Origin of the sequence: Devosia sp. (assembly GCF_036563435.1) — a bacterium.
In the GTDB taxonomy this organism is placed as follows: Bacteria; Pseudomonadota; Alphaproteobacteria; order Rhizobiales; family Devosiaceae; genus Devosia.
On record NZ_DATCMJ010000006.1, the window covers coordinates 132,676 to 147,654 of the forward strand.

17 protein-coding genes and 1 pseudogene are annotated in these 14,979 nt (G+C 61.0%); 10 read left to right on the forward strand and 8 right to left on the reverse strand.

Features of this window, described 5'->3' with window-relative positions; translation table 11 throughout:
- Window positions 1–157: 157 nt before the first annotated feature.
- Window positions 158–430: a hypothetical protein gene (locus VIL88_RS04755; RefSeq protein WP_331986533.1), complete on the reverse strand. Its 273-nt coding sequence runs from the start codon at window positions 428–430 to the stop codon at window positions 158–160.
- Window positions 431–664: 234 nt separating this feature from the next.
- Between VIL88_RS04755 and VIL88_RS04760 the strand changes: the two genes are divergently transcribed.
- The 3 genes from VIL88_RS04760 to VIL88_RS04770 are packed head-to-tail and all read left to right on the forward strand — an operon-like array spanning window position 665 to window position 2,955.
- On the forward strand, window positions 665–928 hold the full coding sequence (locus VIL88_RS04760; RefSeq protein ID WP_331986535.1) for a hypothetical protein: 264 nt from the start codon (window positions 665–667) through the stop codon (window positions 926–928).
- The gene (locus VIL88_RS04765; protein WP_331986537.1) at window positions 929–1,591 is read left to right on the forward strand and encodes a response regulator transcription factor; all 663 of its coding nucleotides are present in this window, start codon (window positions 929–931) and stop codon (window positions 1,589–1,591) included.
- Window positions 1,588–2,955 carry a HAMP domain-containing sensor histidine kinase gene (locus VIL88_RS04770; RefSeq protein WP_331986539.1) on the forward strand — a complete coding sequence of 456 codons (1,368 nt, stop codon included), beginning with the start codon at window positions 1,588–1,590 and terminating at the stop codon, window positions 2,953–2,955. Before VIL88_RS04765 ends, VIL88_RS04770 begins: the two co-directional genes overlap by 4 nt.
- On the opposite strand, the gene VIL88_RS04775 is transcribed toward VIL88_RS04770, so the two are convergent.
- From VIL88_RS04775 to VIL88_RS04795, 5 genes are all read right to left on the reverse strand, one after another.
- Window positions 2,952–3,092, reverse strand: coding sequence for a hypothetical protein (locus VIL88_RS04775; protein ID WP_331986541.1), 141 nt, complete (start codon window positions 3,090–3,092; stop codon window positions 2,952–2,954). The two genes, VIL88_RS04770 and VIL88_RS04775, sit on opposite strands and share 4 nt — an antisense overlap.
- Window positions 3,093–3,113: 21 nt before the next feature.
- Window positions 3,114–3,296 carry a hypothetical protein gene (locus VIL88_RS04780; protein WP_331986543.1) on the reverse strand — a complete coding sequence of 61 codons (183 nt, stop codon included), beginning with the start codon at window positions 3,294–3,296 and terminating at the stop codon, window positions 3,114–3,116.
- A gap of 3 nt (window positions 3,297–3,299) precedes the next feature.
- Entirely contained in the window at window positions 3,300–3,506 is a 207-nt protein-coding gene (locus VIL88_RS04785) for a hypothetical protein (protein ID WP_331986545.1), read from the reverse strand.
- Window positions 3,507–3,675: 169 nt separating this feature from the next.
- Window positions 3,676–5,238 carry a DUF6600 domain-containing protein gene (locus tag VIL88_RS04790; protein ID WP_331986547.1) on the reverse strand — a complete coding sequence of 521 codons (1,563 nt, stop codon included), beginning with the start codon at window positions 5,236–5,238 and terminating at the stop codon, window positions 3,676–3,678.
- Window positions 5,239–5,308: 70 nt separating this feature from the next.
- Window positions 5,309–5,755, reverse strand: a complete 447-nt coding sequence (locus tag VIL88_RS04795; RefSeq protein ID WP_331986549.1) for a DUF1236 domain-containing protein — start codon at window positions 5,753–5,755, stop codon at window positions 5,309–5,311.
- Window positions 5,756–6,129: 374 nt separating this feature from the next.
- Here VIL88_RS04795 and VIL88_RS04800 point away from each other — a divergent pair, with 374 nt between their 5' ends.
- The 6 genes from VIL88_RS04800 to VIL88_RS04825 all read left to right on the forward strand — a co-directional run bounded on the left by VIL88_RS04800 (window position 6,130) and on the right by VIL88_RS04825 (window position 12,920).
- Window positions 6,130–7,320 carry a FecR family protein gene (locus VIL88_RS04800; protein ID WP_331986551.1) on the forward strand — a complete coding sequence of 397 codons (1,191 nt, stop codon included), beginning with the start codon at window positions 6,130–6,132 and terminating at the stop codon, window positions 7,318–7,320.
- Complete coding sequence (locus VIL88_RS04805; RefSeq protein ID WP_331986553.1) at window positions 7,317–9,662, forward strand: putative bifunctional diguanylate cyclase/phosphodiesterase; 2,346 nt, start codon at window positions 7,317–7,319, stop codon at window positions 9,660–9,662. Before VIL88_RS04800 ends, VIL88_RS04805 begins: the two co-directional genes overlap by 4 nt.
- Window positions 9,663–9,859: 197 nt before the next feature.
- The gene (locus tag VIL88_RS04810; protein ID WP_331986555.1) at window positions 9,860–11,209 is read left to right on the forward strand and encodes a tyrosine-type recombinase/integrase; all 1,350 of its coding nucleotides are present in this window, start codon (window positions 9,860–9,862) and stop codon (window positions 11,207–11,209) included.
- Between the two features lie 38 nt (window positions 11,210–11,247).
- Window positions 11,248–11,502: a hypothetical protein gene (locus VIL88_RS04815; RefSeq protein ID WP_331986557.1), complete on the forward strand. Its 255-nt coding sequence runs from the start codon at window positions 11,248–11,250 to the stop codon at window positions 11,500–11,502.
- A gap of 130 nt (window positions 11,503–11,632) precedes the next feature.
- Window positions 11,633–12,427, forward strand: coding sequence for a glutaredoxin (locus tag VIL88_RS04820; RefSeq protein ID WP_331986559.1), 795 nt, complete (start codon window positions 11,633–11,635; stop codon window positions 12,425–12,427).
- A 37-nt stretch (window positions 12,428–12,464) separates the two neighbouring features.
- On the forward strand, window positions 12,465–12,920 hold the full coding sequence (locus VIL88_RS04825) for a DUF305 domain-containing protein (RefSeq protein ID WP_331986561.1): 456 nt from the start codon (window positions 12,465–12,467) through the stop codon (window positions 12,918–12,920).
- Between the two features lie 57 nt (window positions 12,921–12,977).
- Here VIL88_RS04825 and VIL88_RS04830 read toward each other — a convergent pair whose 3' ends face one another.
- Window positions 12,978–13,406, reverse strand: coding sequence for a helix-turn-helix domain-containing protein (locus VIL88_RS04830; protein ID WP_331986563.1), 429 nt, complete (start codon window positions 13,404–13,406; stop codon window positions 12,978–12,980).
- Between the two features lie 73 nt (window positions 13,407–13,479).
- On the opposite strand from VIL88_RS04830, the gene VIL88_RS04835 reads away from it, so the two are divergent.
- Complete coding sequence (locus tag VIL88_RS04835) at window positions 13,480–14,181, forward strand: cation transporter (protein WP_331986575.1); 702 nt, start codon at window positions 13,480–13,482, stop codon at window positions 14,179–14,181.
- Window positions 14,182–14,723: 542 nt separating this feature from the next.
- On the opposite strand, the pseudogene VIL88_RS04840 reads toward VIL88_RS04835, so the two are convergent.
- Window positions 14,724–14,979: pseudogene (locus VIL88_RS04840) on the reverse strand (DeoR/GlpR transcriptional regulator); the annotation flags it as partial.

The window sequence follows — 14,979 nt, forward strand, 5'->3', positions numbered from 1 at the left end:
TCGACAATGCGGGGGGCGTTGCTTGTCGATGCCGGTCACTGGGACTGGCGGATAAGAACGCATGGGATCTCAGACGCCAACGAATCCAAATTAGCAGAAGTGCGCTGAGGGAAGCGTGACGGTGGCCGTCAGCGTTCTGTAAGCTGGAAGGGGCTATTCAGGTAGGACCATGAAACCCGCAATCGGCGCAATCGCGCTGTTCCTTTTGTCGTTCGCACTTGCTCAACCCGCCCCGGCCCAAGGGCAGGGCAATGGGAATGGACAGGGCAACGGCAATGGCGGCGGCTCCAGCGAGCAGGGCAACAACGGTCAAGGCAGCGAGCGGGGCAACGCTGGAGGCAACGGCGGCGGGAACAACGGGAACGGTGGCGGCAACGGGAACAGCGGGAACGGGAACAGCGGTGCCGGAACTGTCGATAGCGGACAGCAAGGTGGCGGCAGCACGCCCGGTGGGGAAGGTTCGCCTGGCAACGTCGGGGGCGGTTCGGCGGGAAGCGGTGGAAACGGTCCTGCGGGGAATGGCTCCACGCCCCCTGCGCCTCCAAGCAGCGGCGGGCCGGGAGCGGGTGCCGTGAACCCTGGTGGAGGCAATGCTGCCAACCTGGGCAATGCTGGTGCTCCCCCGGGACTTGGCGCCCCCTCCCAGCCAGGACAGCAACCCAACTTGCCCGCAGCCGCGGCAGCCGCGGTTGCTGCCGTCAAGGAGCTTTCGGAAGGCGAAGCTCTTGCGGCCGTGCAGGCAGGGCGAGCCGTTTCGCTGGAGTCGATCCTGCCCGACGTGCGGCGTCGCACCGGCGGCGAAATTATCAATGCTCAGCTACAGTTCGTTCAGGGCTTTCTCGTTTACGCGGTGAAGGTGCTTGCGCCCGGAGGCCAGGTGACGACGGAATACTATTATGCCCGCACGGGCCGGCACGTGGAGCCATAGATGCGCGTGCTTGTCGCCGAAGATGACGATCGCATCGCCGAGACACTGAATGTGTCGCTGACCAAAGCCGGTTTCAGCGTGGAGCGGGAGCGGGACGGAGAGGCAGCCTGGTTCCGCGGAGACAGTGAGACTTTTGACGCCATTGTGCTCGACCTTGGACTGCCGCAGATGGACGGTCTCACCATCCTCAAGCGCTGGCGCGCTGCTGGACGTCTGACGCCTGTCCTGATCCTCACAGCCCGCGGGCAGTGGGAAGAGCGCGTCGATGGCATCGAGGCGGGTGCTGATGACTACGTGGTCAAGCCGTTTCACGTCCAGGAAATCGTAGCGCGCCTCAGGGCACTGGTGCGACGGGCGAATGGTCTAGCCTCGTCGCGGATCGCCTTCGGCAAATACCTTTTGGATCTTCGCACCATGGAGGTTACGGCTGATGGGGTGCCGATGGACCTCACCCCGCAGGAGTTCAAGCTTGTTTCATACCTCGTGCACCGGCGCGGGCAGGTGATATCTCAACTCGAAATCACAGAGCACATCTACAACCAGGATTACGAGCGCGATTCCAATGCGGTGGAGGTCCTGGTGGCCCGGGTGCGTAAGCGGCTCGGGGCAGACGTGATCAGGACCCGGCGTGGCTTCGGTTACGCACTTGGTGACGGCTATTGAACCTCCAGTCCCTGCGCCTACGCATGATTGGGCTGGCGGTTGTATGGGCCGTGGCGGCCATGGTCGCGGCCGGGTTCGCCCTCCAATATCTGTTCACGGTCAACCTTGAGCGTTCGACCCGCCGGGACATGGAAGCTGCGCTGAGCCGCCTGGCCGCAGTGATCGTGCCGGCAGCGGGGGAGCCCCAGCTTAGCGGAGCGCTTCCCGATCCGCGTTATGAGACGCCGTTCGGCGGGCGCTATTGGCAGATCGAGTCGCTAGATGAGGGCAGCGTTGCACGGTCCCGATCTCTTTGGGACCATGTGCTCGATGTTCCGGCTGTGGAAAACGAGTTGCATCATGGCGAGGGTCCTGAAGGGCGCCACCTCATCATGCTCACGCAGCGGCTGAAAATCGAAGATGCCGCGGTAGGCACGAGGACCTATCGTGTGACCGTGGCCGAAGACCATCAGCCCATCCACGATGCTGCGCAGCAGTTTGGGCAGGATGCATCGCAGGTCTTGCTGCTGTTGGGTGGCTTGATCATCCTGGCCGCCTGGTTGCATGCGCGCTTCGGCTTGATGCCAATTGACCGCGTCAAAGCAGCGCTCGAGGCGGTGAGGCGAGGGGAAAGGGCGCGTCTCGAGGGCACATTTCCAACCGAACTTGGTCCGCTTGTTCAGGAAGTCAACGGACTGCTGGAAGCGCGCGAAGAGATGATGGAGCGGGCCCGTTCGCGTGCGGCCGATCTCGCCCATGGCCTCAAGACGCCGCTTGCGGCCATTCATGGCATTGCCGAGCGTCTGCGCGACAAGGGAAACGATGCGGAAGCCGACATGCTGCAGGACCTCAGCTTCGAAATGTCGGAGCGGGTCGATTACCAGATCCGGATCGCCGCACTGCGGGTGCGCACGTCAGCGCATTCGACCCGGTCGTCGCTTAACGCGGCGGTGCTCAGAACCCTAACTGTGCTCAAGAAGACGGGACGCGGTGAAGCTCTGCACTGGGGCGCCGAGCTCAGCGACGAATGTTGGGTCGACATTCACCGGCAAGACCTCATGGAGCTTGTGGGTATCACGCTGGAGAACGCCGCCAAATGGGCGGCAAGCAGGGTGATCATCAGAAGCAAGCAGGATGGCGCCAATGCCATCCTTGAGATCTGCGATGATGGTCCGGGTATCCCGCAGGACCAGCTCAAGTCGCTGGGCACCAGGGGTGTGCGGCTAGATGAAACCTTGCCGGGCTCAGGCTTGGGGCTGGCGATCGCCGCTGAGATTTTGCGGATAAACCACGGCACCATCGCCTTCGACAGAGCCCAGATCGGGGGCCTTGTGGTCACTCTGGAGTTGCCCCTCGCGCAGCCCGAAGCTACCGCGACGAACTAGCTGTTGAGCTCGGATCCGGACGGAAGGCCTTCCATAGCCCGAACCTCATCCGCGGCATTCTGGGTGCTGGCGATGAGGCCTGCTGCCGCGATGCACGAGGCAAGGGCGAAGAGGGCAAATAGAACGAGGGTGATCATCTGTCGGTCCTCCTAGCTCGATTAGTTAGAGTCGATCTCTGCCATGGCAACCTGCGTGCCGAGGTCAAACGGCAGGGTGCGGGTCAGCCCATCGACGGAAAGGTCATCGAGCCGGGGCGTGAACATCACAGCAGCCAGGGCAGCCAGTGCGACATACTTAGCGGCTGCGATGCGGCGTTTGCGGACGCGTGTCGAAACTAACATCGCCTATTCCGTCACGGTTACGTTGGGCAGATCCACGTTGACGGCGTCGCCATCGCTGGAGATCCCGCCATTGACCAGCCAGAGGATCAGCAGCGCAGCGGCTACTGCAGCCAGGATTAGGCCGATAATGCCAAATGGATTGCTGCGGCCTTCCACGACCACAGTCTCACGAGGGGCGTGCTCTACGATGGTTTCGCGCTCGATAGCCATTTCTGGTCTCCATTGCTTGTTGGATATAGAACGGCGGTGCAACAGGATGGTTTCGTTAACCCTCTGATATTTCGCATTAAAATCTACGCGATGTTACCGTCAGCATTTCGTAAGCTTGAGCGATAGGTAAAAAGAAAGGGCGGCTCGAAAGCCGCCCTTGTAGTGCTGATTATTGTGCTGGAACTGGGCAGACGCCGTCCACCATGGTTTCTGGCGGGCAGGGAAGCTCGGTCGCAGGAGCGGCCTCGCTGGGTTCCTCTGCAGTCTCTTCGGCAGGTGCTTCCTCGGCGGTCGCCTCAGTCTCTGCAGCAGGGGCTTCTTCGGTCGTGGCTTCCACTTCAGCTGGAGCAGCCTCTTCTACGGGAGTGGCTTCTTCGGAGCTGGTTTCTTCTTCCACAGCCGGAGCCTCTTCAGCAGGGGCTGCCTCGGCGTCGGCTTCAACGGCAGCATCGCTGTCTGTCGTGGCCTCAGCTTCGGTGGTCGCTTCAGAGTCCGTCGTGGACTCTTCAGCTGCCGGATCCTCCTCGCCGGCCACCGGGCAGACGCCGTCAACCATTTCATCGGGATCGCAGGCAGCTTCGTCAGTGGTAGCCTCACCTTCAGCAGGGGCAGCCTCTTCGGTGGTGGCAGCCGGATCGGCAGCCTCCTCCGTGGTGGCCTCTGTGTCGGTCTCAGTCGAAGCTGCACCTTCGGCAGGAGCGGCCTCAGTTTCGCTGGTTGCCGCAGCGTCAGCGTCAGCGCCTGTTTCTGCTTGGGTCGGGGCATCAGCTTCCGTTGCAGCACCGGCCTCAGCGCCCGCTTCGACCTTCGTGCCCGTTGTATCGGCAGGTGCCGCTGCTGGATCTTCGGCAGCTATCTCGGCTGTCGCTCCGGCCGTGCCACCTTCGGTTTCGATGACAGTGGCCGCTTCGGTTTCTTCAACAACTTCCGGGGGCGCAGCCTCGGCTTCTGGTTCAGCCACGTCCTGGGCGAAGATCGTGATGGCCTCGCCTTCGGCACTTGCGGTTTGAGCGGCGGCCGGGTCAGAGGCTTCCTCGGCTTCGTAGACAACCACTTCCTGGTTGATGGTCTGCTCGATGTAGGTCACGTCAATGACGTTGTTGACCACCACGTCGCCTTCGACCACTACCGGACCAAGGAACTCGGTCTGTGTGTAGTATTCAGGCTGCTGGTTACCGAACACGATGCTGATCGAGAGGTCAGGCTCGATGAAGCGCTCGGTCGGTACGTAGACCCAATAGGCCTGCGGCAGGTCGCGACGCGAAACTTCAAACGAGACGGCATAACCATCGTCTTCTGGAGGCAGCGGAGCCCAGCCGACGATATTGTCGCTACGGCGCCAGCTCACCCAAGCCGGTGCCCACTTGGTACCGGGGACCCAGCACCAGCCGAGGCGGGCGTCTGCGAACCAGCGGCCATAGTGGTAGGTGGCCCAGGCAAAAGGTTCTTCAGAAGCGAAATACCAGCCACGGTCGCGCATGTAGAGCCAGCGGCCATTGCTATACGGGCGCCATGACGTGTCGATGCCCGTGGGGCAGAACACGTAGTTGTAGCGCGCGTGGCGGACCCAAACCCCATGCGGTTCGAGGTTATCGAAGAAAAGCTGGAAGCTGACGTTGGCTGACTGAGCCTGCGCGCTAGCAACGCCGAGCGGCATGCCGGGCGTCAGTGATGCGACAGGAAGGCAAAGTGCAGCCAGCGCTACACCGGCTAAGAGACGGGACTTGCTCATTATGATCCTCACTGATGTCTTGCCCCCCGGCAAGAGAACGGCCGCCCCGAGGGGCGGCCGGCAGGCAAGATTACTGGGCTTCCCCAGCCACGACGACGCCAGGCGAGTAGACAACGGTCCGGTCGCTCAGGTTCACGAAGTAGACGCGGTCATTGGTGTAGAAGTAGCCGTGGGTCTCGTCGCCTTCGATCGGGTGGATTTCGATCTCGGTGGGAACGGCATAACCCACGTCGATGTCACCTTCGATCATCACCGGCTCGGTAGGGTTCATACGGACGTATTCGACAGAAGCTTCTTCAACGCCGGCCGATGCGCCGATAGTGGCACCGGTAAACCCGCCGATCACGGCACCGATTGGCCCAAAGATGAGACCGCCAACCACGGCGCCGGCTGCGCCACCGGCACTGCCGCCAGCTACTGCACCGGCTTCTGCGTCACTATTGGACGACTGGGCGAAAGCGGCAGTCGGAGCCCCCAGCAGGGCGGCAGTGGTGATAGCAAGAACAAGCTTTTTCATTTCTGCTCTCCATGTGAGTGAGTGAGGCAAGCGAAATGAGGAGCTGCACCAGTCCGTTCCCTGATGTCGAAGAAAATAGTGTAGATTACTCAGTGGTTTCAGCAGCTGTAACCGAACTGTAAGCTTCAGGGTAAAGCTTAGACTTCGATTATCTTGGCTCAACTAATTGATCGGGGAGGATGCGGAGGCGTATCGAGCTTTAGCTGATCTGAGGTCTTGCCTCGGATCTCAAGATTTTCCACAAATTCTAGTAACGCTCTCTTCACTGCCTTTTCCGCTTGCCAGCGTTGCGGGAGAATTTAGCGAGGCGTGGTAAGACTTTGGCAATTCGGTCGGGCAGAAGCTCCCACCAACACAGAAGTGGATCGGCCGATATGCTCAAATACTCTGCTCAGGTGGCGCTTTTCGCCATGCTCGTTCTGCCATGTTATGGCCAGGGCTGGACCGTGGACCGTGTCCGCGGCACAGCCGAACAGCTGGATGGAGGGCGCTGGGTTACGCTGATCCGCGGCGCCGTGATCGTCGACGATCAGATGGTTCGCACCGGCAGCGATGGCCGCGTCGGACTTATCCGCGGTCTGGAGCGGGTGGAGCTCGCGCCGGGCACCGAAATTCGCCTTCATGAAGGCGAGGGGAAGCTCACGAGCTTTGAGCAGAGTTCCGGCTCACTGACGGCCGACGTCGAGCGCAAGAACGTCCAACACTTTTCCGTCCAGACTCCGTTTCTGGCCGCCGTGGTGAAGGGCACCCGGTTTCAGGTCACAGTTGGCAGCAATGCTGCACAGGTGACGGTGGACCGCGGCACTGTCCAGGTGCAGGATACTGAAAACGACCTCGTGGTCGACCTGAGGCCTGGTCAGGAAGCCCAGGTGACCAGTACCGAGCCATTGTTGGTGTCCGGCAGTGGTCCCGTCGCGGTGTTTACGTTCGAAGGGCAGCGCGTGGTCAACGGCACCGAAGATGTGCCGGCGGACGAGACTGGCGGTCCAGCGGAGGCTGCACAAGATACTGCCGCTTCACCAGCCGCTGGGCCAAGCAACAACGCGGCCGCGCAAGCGTTGAACAACAGCAATGCTGTTGGTAAGGGCAACAACGGCCAGGGCAATGGCAACTCCGGTGGCAAGGGTAACAGCGGCAACGGCAATTCTGGAGGCGGCAACAGCAGTCACGGAAACGGCAGCCAAGGCAATGGCAATTCCCACTCAGGCAACAGCAATTCCGGGAGCAATGGCAATAGCGGCCAAGGAAACGGGAATGGGAACGGCAATTCTGGGAGCGGGAATAGCGGTCAGGGCAACAGTGGCCAAGGCAACGGCAATTCCGGCAGCAATGGCAATGCGGGTGGCAATGGCAACGGCGGCAACGGCAATTCCGGTTCGAACGGAAACGGCAACGGCGGCAATGGCCATGGTGGTGGGAACGACAACGCCAGCGGCAACAGCAATGCGGGCGGGAATGGCAATGGCAATTCCGGCGGGCAGGGCAATGGTGGCAACGGTAATGGCGGTGGGAACAGCGACAATGGCGGTGGGAACGGTAGTGGCAAGGGCGGGCGGAACGATTGAGTCGCTTCGCCACGGCCTGGCGTAACCGAGCCGGCGGCTTCCTTGCCGCCGGCGCTGTGGCGGCGACGCTGCTCCTGACGCAATGGCTGGGGCTGCTGACGCCTGTCGATCAGGCGCTGCGCGCCGGGCGCTTCCAACTCACCAACCAGCAGCCTTCGGGCGAGACCCTGTTTGTCGAGATCGACGCGACCAGCCTCTCGAAGGTGGGCGTGTGGCCTTGGCCCAGGCAGGTCCATGCGGACATTCTCGACAAACTTATAGCACTGGGCGCGGCCGAGGTGGTGTTCGACATCGACTTCAGCACGCAGTCGACGCCAAGCAGTGATGCGGCACTAGCCGATGCCCTGGAACGTGCGGGAGGTTATGCCTTTCTCGCGGCCTTCCAGCAGATCGCGGCCGATGGCACCATATTCCTCAACCATCCCTTGCCTGAGCTTGCGGCGCACGCGGACGCCGTGCTGGTCAACGTCGACGGCGATGGAACCGGCTTGCTGAACTCTGTTCCGGCCGCCTTGCCTGAACACGCGATGCTCTCCGTCGCGCAGGCCTTGGTGCCGGCGGCACGAGATACAGGCGCATCCATCACCATCGACTATAGCATCGATCTCAACGCCATCGACCGCATCAGTGCCGCCGAGCTCCTGTTCGGCACGCCGGACCCGGCACGTATTGCCAACAAGCAGGTGATTGTCGGCGCCAGCGCGATCGAGCTGCGCGACTTCTTCCTCGTGCCTCGCTTTGGCGTGGTGCCCGGCCCCTTGGTGCAGTTGGCCGCTACCGAGACGCTCAAGGCAGGACGTCAGCTGAGCGACCTCGGCACCATGCCGGCGGCGCTGCTTGCGGCTGTGGCCGGTGTAGGACTGGTTCTGCTGCGCAGGCGAACCGCTGCACTTGTGGCACTAACCCTGGCTGGCCTTGGCTGCATGGTGCTGGTTGAGGCTCTGGCTTGGCTGGTGCAGTGGCAAACTGGCTGGTTGGCAGATACCGCCTTGTTTCATTTGGCCATTGTCCTGTTCGGCATCGCCGCCTTGCTGCTGGAGCGTGCTGCCCGCTGGCGGCAGTTTCTAGCTCAGCAGGCGCGCCTTGCTTACCTCGCAACTCATGATCCTGCCTCCGGCGGCCGTTCCCGTCAGGCCCTGATCGATGACCTTAATTGTCATCTCGGATCAACCCAAATGGCAACGGTGTTCCTGGTGCATCTTGGGCGACTCGATCGCGCCATAGCCAGTCTGGGCCACGATGTGGGCGAAGCAGTTGCGCGCGAGGTGGTATCTCGGATTGAACGCCAACTTGGCGTCAAGCCAGCACGGATTGGGCTGGATCTCTTTGCCTGGGTGCTGTCTCAATCGCTCGACCCTGACGAACAGGCGGCGCTCTGCCGGTCTACGAGTGTGTTCCTTGATGCGCCCTATGCCGTTGAGGGGCACGAGGTCATCCTGACGAGCCGGTTCGGCACGGCCGCCGGCTCTAGTGTCGGCGGCGCCGAGCTGTTGCGGCAGGCAGACGTTGCGCTCGCCGTAGCGAAGTCGCGCGACCTCAAGTCCGCTCCCTTCGACGAAAAGCAGAACGCGTCATTCGAACAGCGCCGACTGCAGGACCTCGCCTTGCGCCAGGCTCTGCGTAAGGGGGAATTCTACCTGCTCTTCCAGCCGCAGATCGATCTCGCTACCCGCGAGACGACCGGCGTTGAAGCATTGGTCCGGTGGCACAATCCGGGGATCGGGCATATTTCGCCAAGCGATTTTATTCCTCTCGCAGAAGAAACCGGGCTCATCGTCGACCTTGGCGACTGGATCCTGGAAGAAGCGTGCCGTCAGGCTGTCCGATGGCTTTGGCAAGGATCAGTGGCGGTAAACGTCTCGTCGGCGCAGTTTCAGCTCGGCGATGTGGTCGGAAGCGTCAGCAAGACTCTGGCGCGCACAGGATTTCCAGCCAACCGATTGGTAATCGAGATAACCGAGAGCCTGTTCGTCAGCGACGACAGCAAGGTCATGAACGCGCTGGTGGCTCTTCGTCAGATGGGCGTCCGCATTGCGCTGGACGATTTCGGCACCGGCTACTCGTCGCTGAGCTATCTGGCGCGCCTGCCGATCGACAAGCTCAAGATCGACCAGGCCTTTGTCCGCCCTCTGCCTGAACCGCACTACGAGGCGCTGGTCGAAACCATCATCCTGATGGCGAAGCGGCTGGGCAAGGTCGTCGTGGCGGAGGGCGTCGAGACAGAGCAGCAGCGGGACTACTTGGCCTCGCTCGGCTGCGAGATCGGGCAGGGCTACCTGTTCAGCCGCCCCGCGGCTCCAGAGGCTCTGGGGCTGGTGCAAGGCGCAGCCAACGCGGCGTAAGACAGCCCTTATCGAGGGAGTTCGTTGGCACAAGCGCAGTGACAAGCACCGTGACGATCTGGGGAAGGGCGATGGTGGAGGGGACTGGATTCGGTTCTAGCGGTTAAGAGGCCCGGTATACTTACATTCCTTGACTTTTTGGGGCGGCTGGGCCCCTTTGGTTGTACAACATACTGTTCAACATTGGGGTGTAGCGCATGAGGCGCCCGGGCCAGATAAAGCCGCATCGGCGCGCTGGTATTTGGTACCTGGTGCGTCGCGTTCCCCGCGAGTTTGAGCACCTCGACGCCCGCCGCCCGGTCAAGCTGTCCACTGACATTGCCATCGTCGATGACCCCAAGGGGGTTCGCGCCAAGAAGGTAGTTGAGCAGCTGAACTTGCAGCTGGAGGCATACTGGCGCGGCCTTCGCGATGGTCAATCGGTCGAAGCCTGGCAGCGTTTCGAGGCTGCCAAGAAGCGCGCAAAAGCGCTGGGGGTGACGTACCAGACAGTGGACGAACTGCGCGCCAGTGGGCGCCTCGAGGATGTGCTTTCGCGTGTTGAGCTGCTGGTGAACCGCAAGCTCGTCGATCGTGAGGACGACGTCGCCGCCGTTCTGGGTGGAGAGGCTCGGCCAAGGCTGCGGATCTCCGACCTGCCAGATGAATACGAGAAGCTGCTAAGGGCGAAGCTGGCCAGCTTCTCAGAAGGGCAGCGCACCAGGTGGAAGAACCCTAAGGCAAAGGCCGTCAAAAACTTCGTCGCCGCGGTGGGTGACAAGTTCCTGGACGAAACGACGCGCGCCGACGCCGTCACCTTCCGCGAGTGGTGGCAGGACAAGCTGGCCGCTGATGGCCTCGAGATCGGCACAGCCAACAAAGACATCGGCCACATGAACAAGATGTGGCGCGAACTCGATATGGCAAACCACCTTGGGCTGCCGCAGATTTTCAGCCGCCTCCGCATGGAGGGTGAGACTACGGGGAACCGGGCCGCGTTCTCGCCGGAGGAGGCAAACACCATCATCCTCTCGCCGGATCTCGACAGGTTGAACGACGAGGCCAGAGACATCCTGTTGATCGTAGCGGAGCTGGGCATGCGCCCGTCTGAGGTGTGCGGTGTGCTCCCCCATCACATCCAGCTGGAGACCGCGATCCCCTTCGTGGACATCACGCCCGAGGACCGGCAGCTCAAGAACGCGCAATCTGAGCGCTCCATACCGCTGGTGGGCAATGCGCTGGCGGCATTCCGGCGCCACCCCGACGGGTTCCCGACGTACCGCGACAAAGCCGACACCCTTTCGGCGACTGTCAACAAGGCGCTAAGGAAAGCCAAGCTGCTGCCAACAAAAGATCACTCGCTCTACAGCTTCCGGCACGCCTTTGAGGACCGGCTGATTGAGGTGGAAACCCCCGACAAGGTGGTGGCGTCGCTGATGGGGCACAAGTTCCAGCGCCCGAAATACGGCAAGGGCCCGTCGCTCGAGCTCAAGCGCAACTGGCTGAACAAGGTGCTGCTGCCGCACAGAGGTGCGCATGTACCGGAGCCGCCCGCACCGAACGATTGAGGATCTGTTGCGCACGATCGAGCGGTGAGTGCCTTGCGGTGCTCCTCGCTATAATAATCGAGCCATTTCAGGACCCGGGCCGTGCTCGCGTCGCCGCGATCCGCGGCCGCGCCCCCAACATTGGCGTGCAGGCACCGGGCACCGCGATCGACGTTGAAGCCGAAGCGCTCACCGTGGATGCCGTTGTCAGGCACACCGCCGACCACAGCCTTGCAGAGGCCGGTTTCGACCCCTTTGCGGTCCTTCGCGCACATCCAGCGGTCACCGAAAAGCTGCCGCTGGATTTGAGCTAGGCAGGTTAGCAGGTATTGGGAAACGTAGCCTATTGTGGGTGCTGTACGCCACATTTCTCCCTGTTGACCTTCCCATGATTGGAAGGTGCACAACTGGTCCAACGCAAATTTCTGCTGAAAGGACCAAGCTATGTCGACGCTCCTTATGGATGCGGCCACCCCCAAGAAGACTGCGGTCATTTACCGAATGGTTATGTCCAGCCACATTTGCCCCGACGGCCTCAAGGTCAAGGATCTGCTTCAGCGGTCAGGGTATGAGGTGGAGGACCACCACCTGACCACGCGCGAGGAGACTGACGCCTTGAAGGAACAGCACGGCGTTAAGACGACGCCGCAGGTGTTCATCGACGGGCATCGTATCGGCGGTCACGACGACACTCGACGCTTCCTTGGCAAGAGGGTCGCAGATCCAAAGGCCACAACTTACCGCCCTGTTGCCGTACTGTTTGCCATGACGGCTTTGACCGCCATGGCTGCCAGTTACGCCGTGACGGGCAATGCGTTCAGTCTGCGCGCTGTCGAATGGTTCATCGGCTTTTCAATGGTCGTGCTGGCCCTGCTCAAGCTGCAGAACGTTGAGACCTTTGCGACCATGTTCCTCAACTACGATCTCCTGGCGAAGCGCTGGGTGCTGTACAGCTACATCTACCCCTATGCTGAAGGTCTTGCCGGCATTCTGATGGTTGCAGGCGCCCTGACTTGGCTGTCGGTTCCAATTGCCCTGTTCATCGGGACCATTGGGTCAGTGTCTGTGTTCAAGGCTGTCTACGTCGACAGGCGTGAGCTCAAATGCGCGTGCGTCGGCGGATCGAGCAATGTGCCGCTCGGGTTCATGTCTTTGACCGAGAACCTGATGATGATTGCCATGGCGTTCTGGATGAGCCTGTCGGCCCTCGGAATCATCCCTTTCGCTCACGCCATGTGACCGAGGCCAACCTCCCCTTTTTCAACGGAGAACTACGATGAAGCATACAATGATCGCCTTTGCCCTAATTGGCCTCTCCGCCCTGCCGTCCTTGGCACAGGACGCACATGCCGGGCATGGCGCTGCTGCTTCTGCTCCCGCTGATAGCAGCCTCACGGCCCAGCTGCCGGACATCTGCCTTACGGCCGAGCCGATGCAGGCCGAGCCGATGGACATGGGTCATGAAATGGACCAGGCGCATTCCGACCTCATGGCCGGCATGGACGAGAACAACCAGTTGATGATGCAGGCGGGAATGGCCGAAGACCTGGATGTGGCTTTCGTCTGCGCCATGATCCCGCACCACCAGAGCGCCATCAACATGGCCAAGGCTGAGCTTGAGCACGGCGACAATGCCTGGGCCAAGGAGATGGCCCAGAAGATCATCGACGCGCAGGAGGCCGAGATCGCCGAGATGGTGAGCTGGCTCGAAGGTGAAGGCGCCAAGGAGTAGCAGATTAGGGACGCTCTCAAGGCGTCCCCAACCTGAGCGTGCACATGATCGTCAGCTTCAGCTCGGCTTCGAATGTTCCGAATGACAAAGGCTGTGGTCGGCAAGCGCCTCGATGATCCGGCAGTCGCAGATCCGACCATGTCCGCACTCGTCGATCATACGGGATAGCTCGCCCTTGAGGGCCTGAAGGCTGGCGATCCTTCGATCAATTTCGAACAAATGGTTCCGGACTATGCTGTCGGCTTGGTGACACGAAGCTTGCGGCTCCGCTGCCATGCTTAGAAGTTCACGGATATCTTCGATCTGAAAACCGAGTTCTCGCGAGTGCCGGATGAAGTTGAGCTTCCCAATCTCGGCGTCCCCATAAAGCCGACGGTTGCTCTCTGTTCTGGGCGGCAAGGGCAGCAGTCCGATCTCTTCATAGTACCTGATTGTAGGCACCTTGATCCGGGTCCGAGCGGCAGCTGCACCGATTGTGTATTCCACGACCAAATACCTCTTGATCCTCTAGTCACTAGAGGATGTACGGCTGATGGCAGCGGAATTCAAAGGAAAAGTCATGTCCAGGTCAGCCCCGTCCGATAGCTGCAGCTCGTCTCAAGGAGGCTGTGGTTGCGGCAGCAATGTTCCATTTGACGGAATGGTATCCAGCTATAAGCGCGTGCTCTGGATCATCATTGCCATCAACGCCATCATGTTTGTCGTCGAGATGGGGGCGGGCCAAGTTGCTGGCTCGCAGGCCCTGAAGGCCGATGCTTTGGACTTCCTCGGTGACACGCTGACCTATGGTTTTAGCCTTGCCGTCATCGGCGCCAGCCTTCGCGTCCGATCGACTGCAGCGCTCCTCAAGGGCATCTCGCTCTTGCTGATGGGGCTGTGGGTCTTCGGCTCAACTGCTTATCAGGTGCTTGTGTTGGGAACACCGAGCGCCGAGGTCATGGGGGTCATCGGCTTCCTTGCGCTTGCGGCGAACTTGGGCAGCGTGCTCCTGCTCATGCGCTACAAGGACGGGGACGCCAATGTCCGTTCCGTATGGCTGTGCTCGAGGAATGACGCCATCGGCAATGTCATCGTTATGGGCGCGGCAGCGGCCGTGTGGTTCACTTCAAGTGCCTGGCCTGACCTCATCGTTGCAACGATCATGGCGGCACTGTTCCTCTCGTCATCCTTTCAGATCCTGCGTCAGGCATGGGCCGAGTATCGGACCGGGGACGGTGAGGGGGCGCTGGGAAACCACGGGCATGACCATGCTCATCACTGACATGCAGTTCTGCAAGTTAGCTGAGTTGCAAGTTCACAAGGTCTAGAAGACCTGATCGTCATGCTGACCGCTTATCGCTTCACCAGCAATCTTTAGGCCCTGATGCTCAAGTAGGTGCCGCCGGAACGGAAACGCCTCCCTTGTGCACTGCGGTAGTACCGCAGGAGCTATTACGAGAAATGGCGTTTCAACATGCAAGGAGGCGATGAAAATGGTGCTCCAGTAATCGCGCGGCTTCCCGGACCTTACCGACTGGTGATCATCCAGACCTTTCGGGCTGGCCCCACCGTTGACTACGTCGACCTTACAGAAGCTTGGCCTTGGCTTGGCCGGCAAGGGCTATGCGCTTCCATTATCACAGGCATTTGGCTCTTCGGAGATGCTCTACTCGTGAGCACACGCAAGTAATGGGCGCACCAGGCGCTCGGTCGGACGGCGACGCGCACCTATTGCGCCCTGTCTGTGCCTCGACCCCATTACGGTCTTAAGTCGGTCTGATGCCGACTTAAAAGCGGACGTAGCGGGGTTAAGCCACCTGCCAATCAAGTGGGGTGCACCTCGATATCGAGCTGGCGAAAAGCCTTCGTCTTGGCTTCGTCCTCGACCACGAGATGGTCGATGCGCGTCGCGTCGGCGAGTTTGAACGGCGCGACCGTACCCAACTTGTCTGTGGTTGCCGCGATGGTGAGAAGGCTGCTTTGCGCGATCATGACACGCTTGATCTCGGCCTCGGCCGCATCAAGCGCGGTGACGCCCAGTGCGGTGTCGACACCGCAAGCGCCGAGAATGAACATGTCG

What these genes read in the sequence shown, in the direction of transcription:
- VIL88_RS04825 (WP_331986561.1), top strand. Translation starts at nt 12,465, where the DNA reads ATGAAGCATACAATGATCGCCTTTGCCCTAATTGGCCTCTCCGCCCTG.
- VIL88_RS04820 (WP_331986559.1), top strand. Translation starts at nt 11,633, where the DNA reads ATGTCGACGCTCCTTATGGATGCGGCCACCCCCAAGAAGACTGCGGTC.
- VIL88_RS04795 (WP_331986549.1), bottom strand. Translation starts at nt 5,755, where the DNA reads ATGAAAAAGCTTGTTCTTGCTATCACCACTGCCGCCCTGCTGGGGGCT.
- VIL88_RS04790 (WP_331986547.1), bottom strand. Translation starts at nt 5,238, where the DNA reads ATGAGCAAGTCCCGTCTCTTAGCCGGTGTAGCGCTGGCTGCACTTTGC.
- VIL88_RS04765 (WP_331986537.1), top strand. Translation starts at nt 929, where the DNA reads ATGCGCGTGCTTGTCGCCGAAGATGACGATCGCATCGCCGAGACACTG.
- VIL88_RS04810 (WP_331986555.1), top strand. Translation starts at nt 9,860, where the DNA reads ATGAGGCGCCCGGGCCAGATAAAGCCGCATCGGCGCGCTGGTATTTGG.
- VIL88_RS04785 (WP_331986545.1), bottom strand. Translation starts at nt 3,506, where the DNA reads ATGGCTATCGAGCGCGAAACCATCGTAGAGCACGCCCCTCGTGAGACT.
- VIL88_RS04775 (WP_331986541.1), bottom strand. Translation starts at nt 3,092, where the DNA reads ATGATCACCCTCGTTCTATTTGCCCTCTTCGCCCTTGCCTCGTGCATC.
- VIL88_RS04780 (WP_331986543.1), bottom strand. Translation starts at nt 3,296, where the DNA reads ATGTTAGTTTCGACACGCGTCCGCAAACGCCGCATCGCAGCCGCTAAG.
- VIL88_RS04835 (WP_331986575.1), top strand. Translation starts at nt 13,480, where the DNA reads ATGTCCAGGTCAGCCCCGTCCGATAGCTGCAGCTCGTCTCAAGGAGGC.
- VIL88_RS04800 (WP_331986551.1), top strand. Translation starts at nt 6,130, where the DNA reads ATGCTCAAATACTCTGCTCAGGTGGCGCTTTTCGCCATGCTCGTTCTG.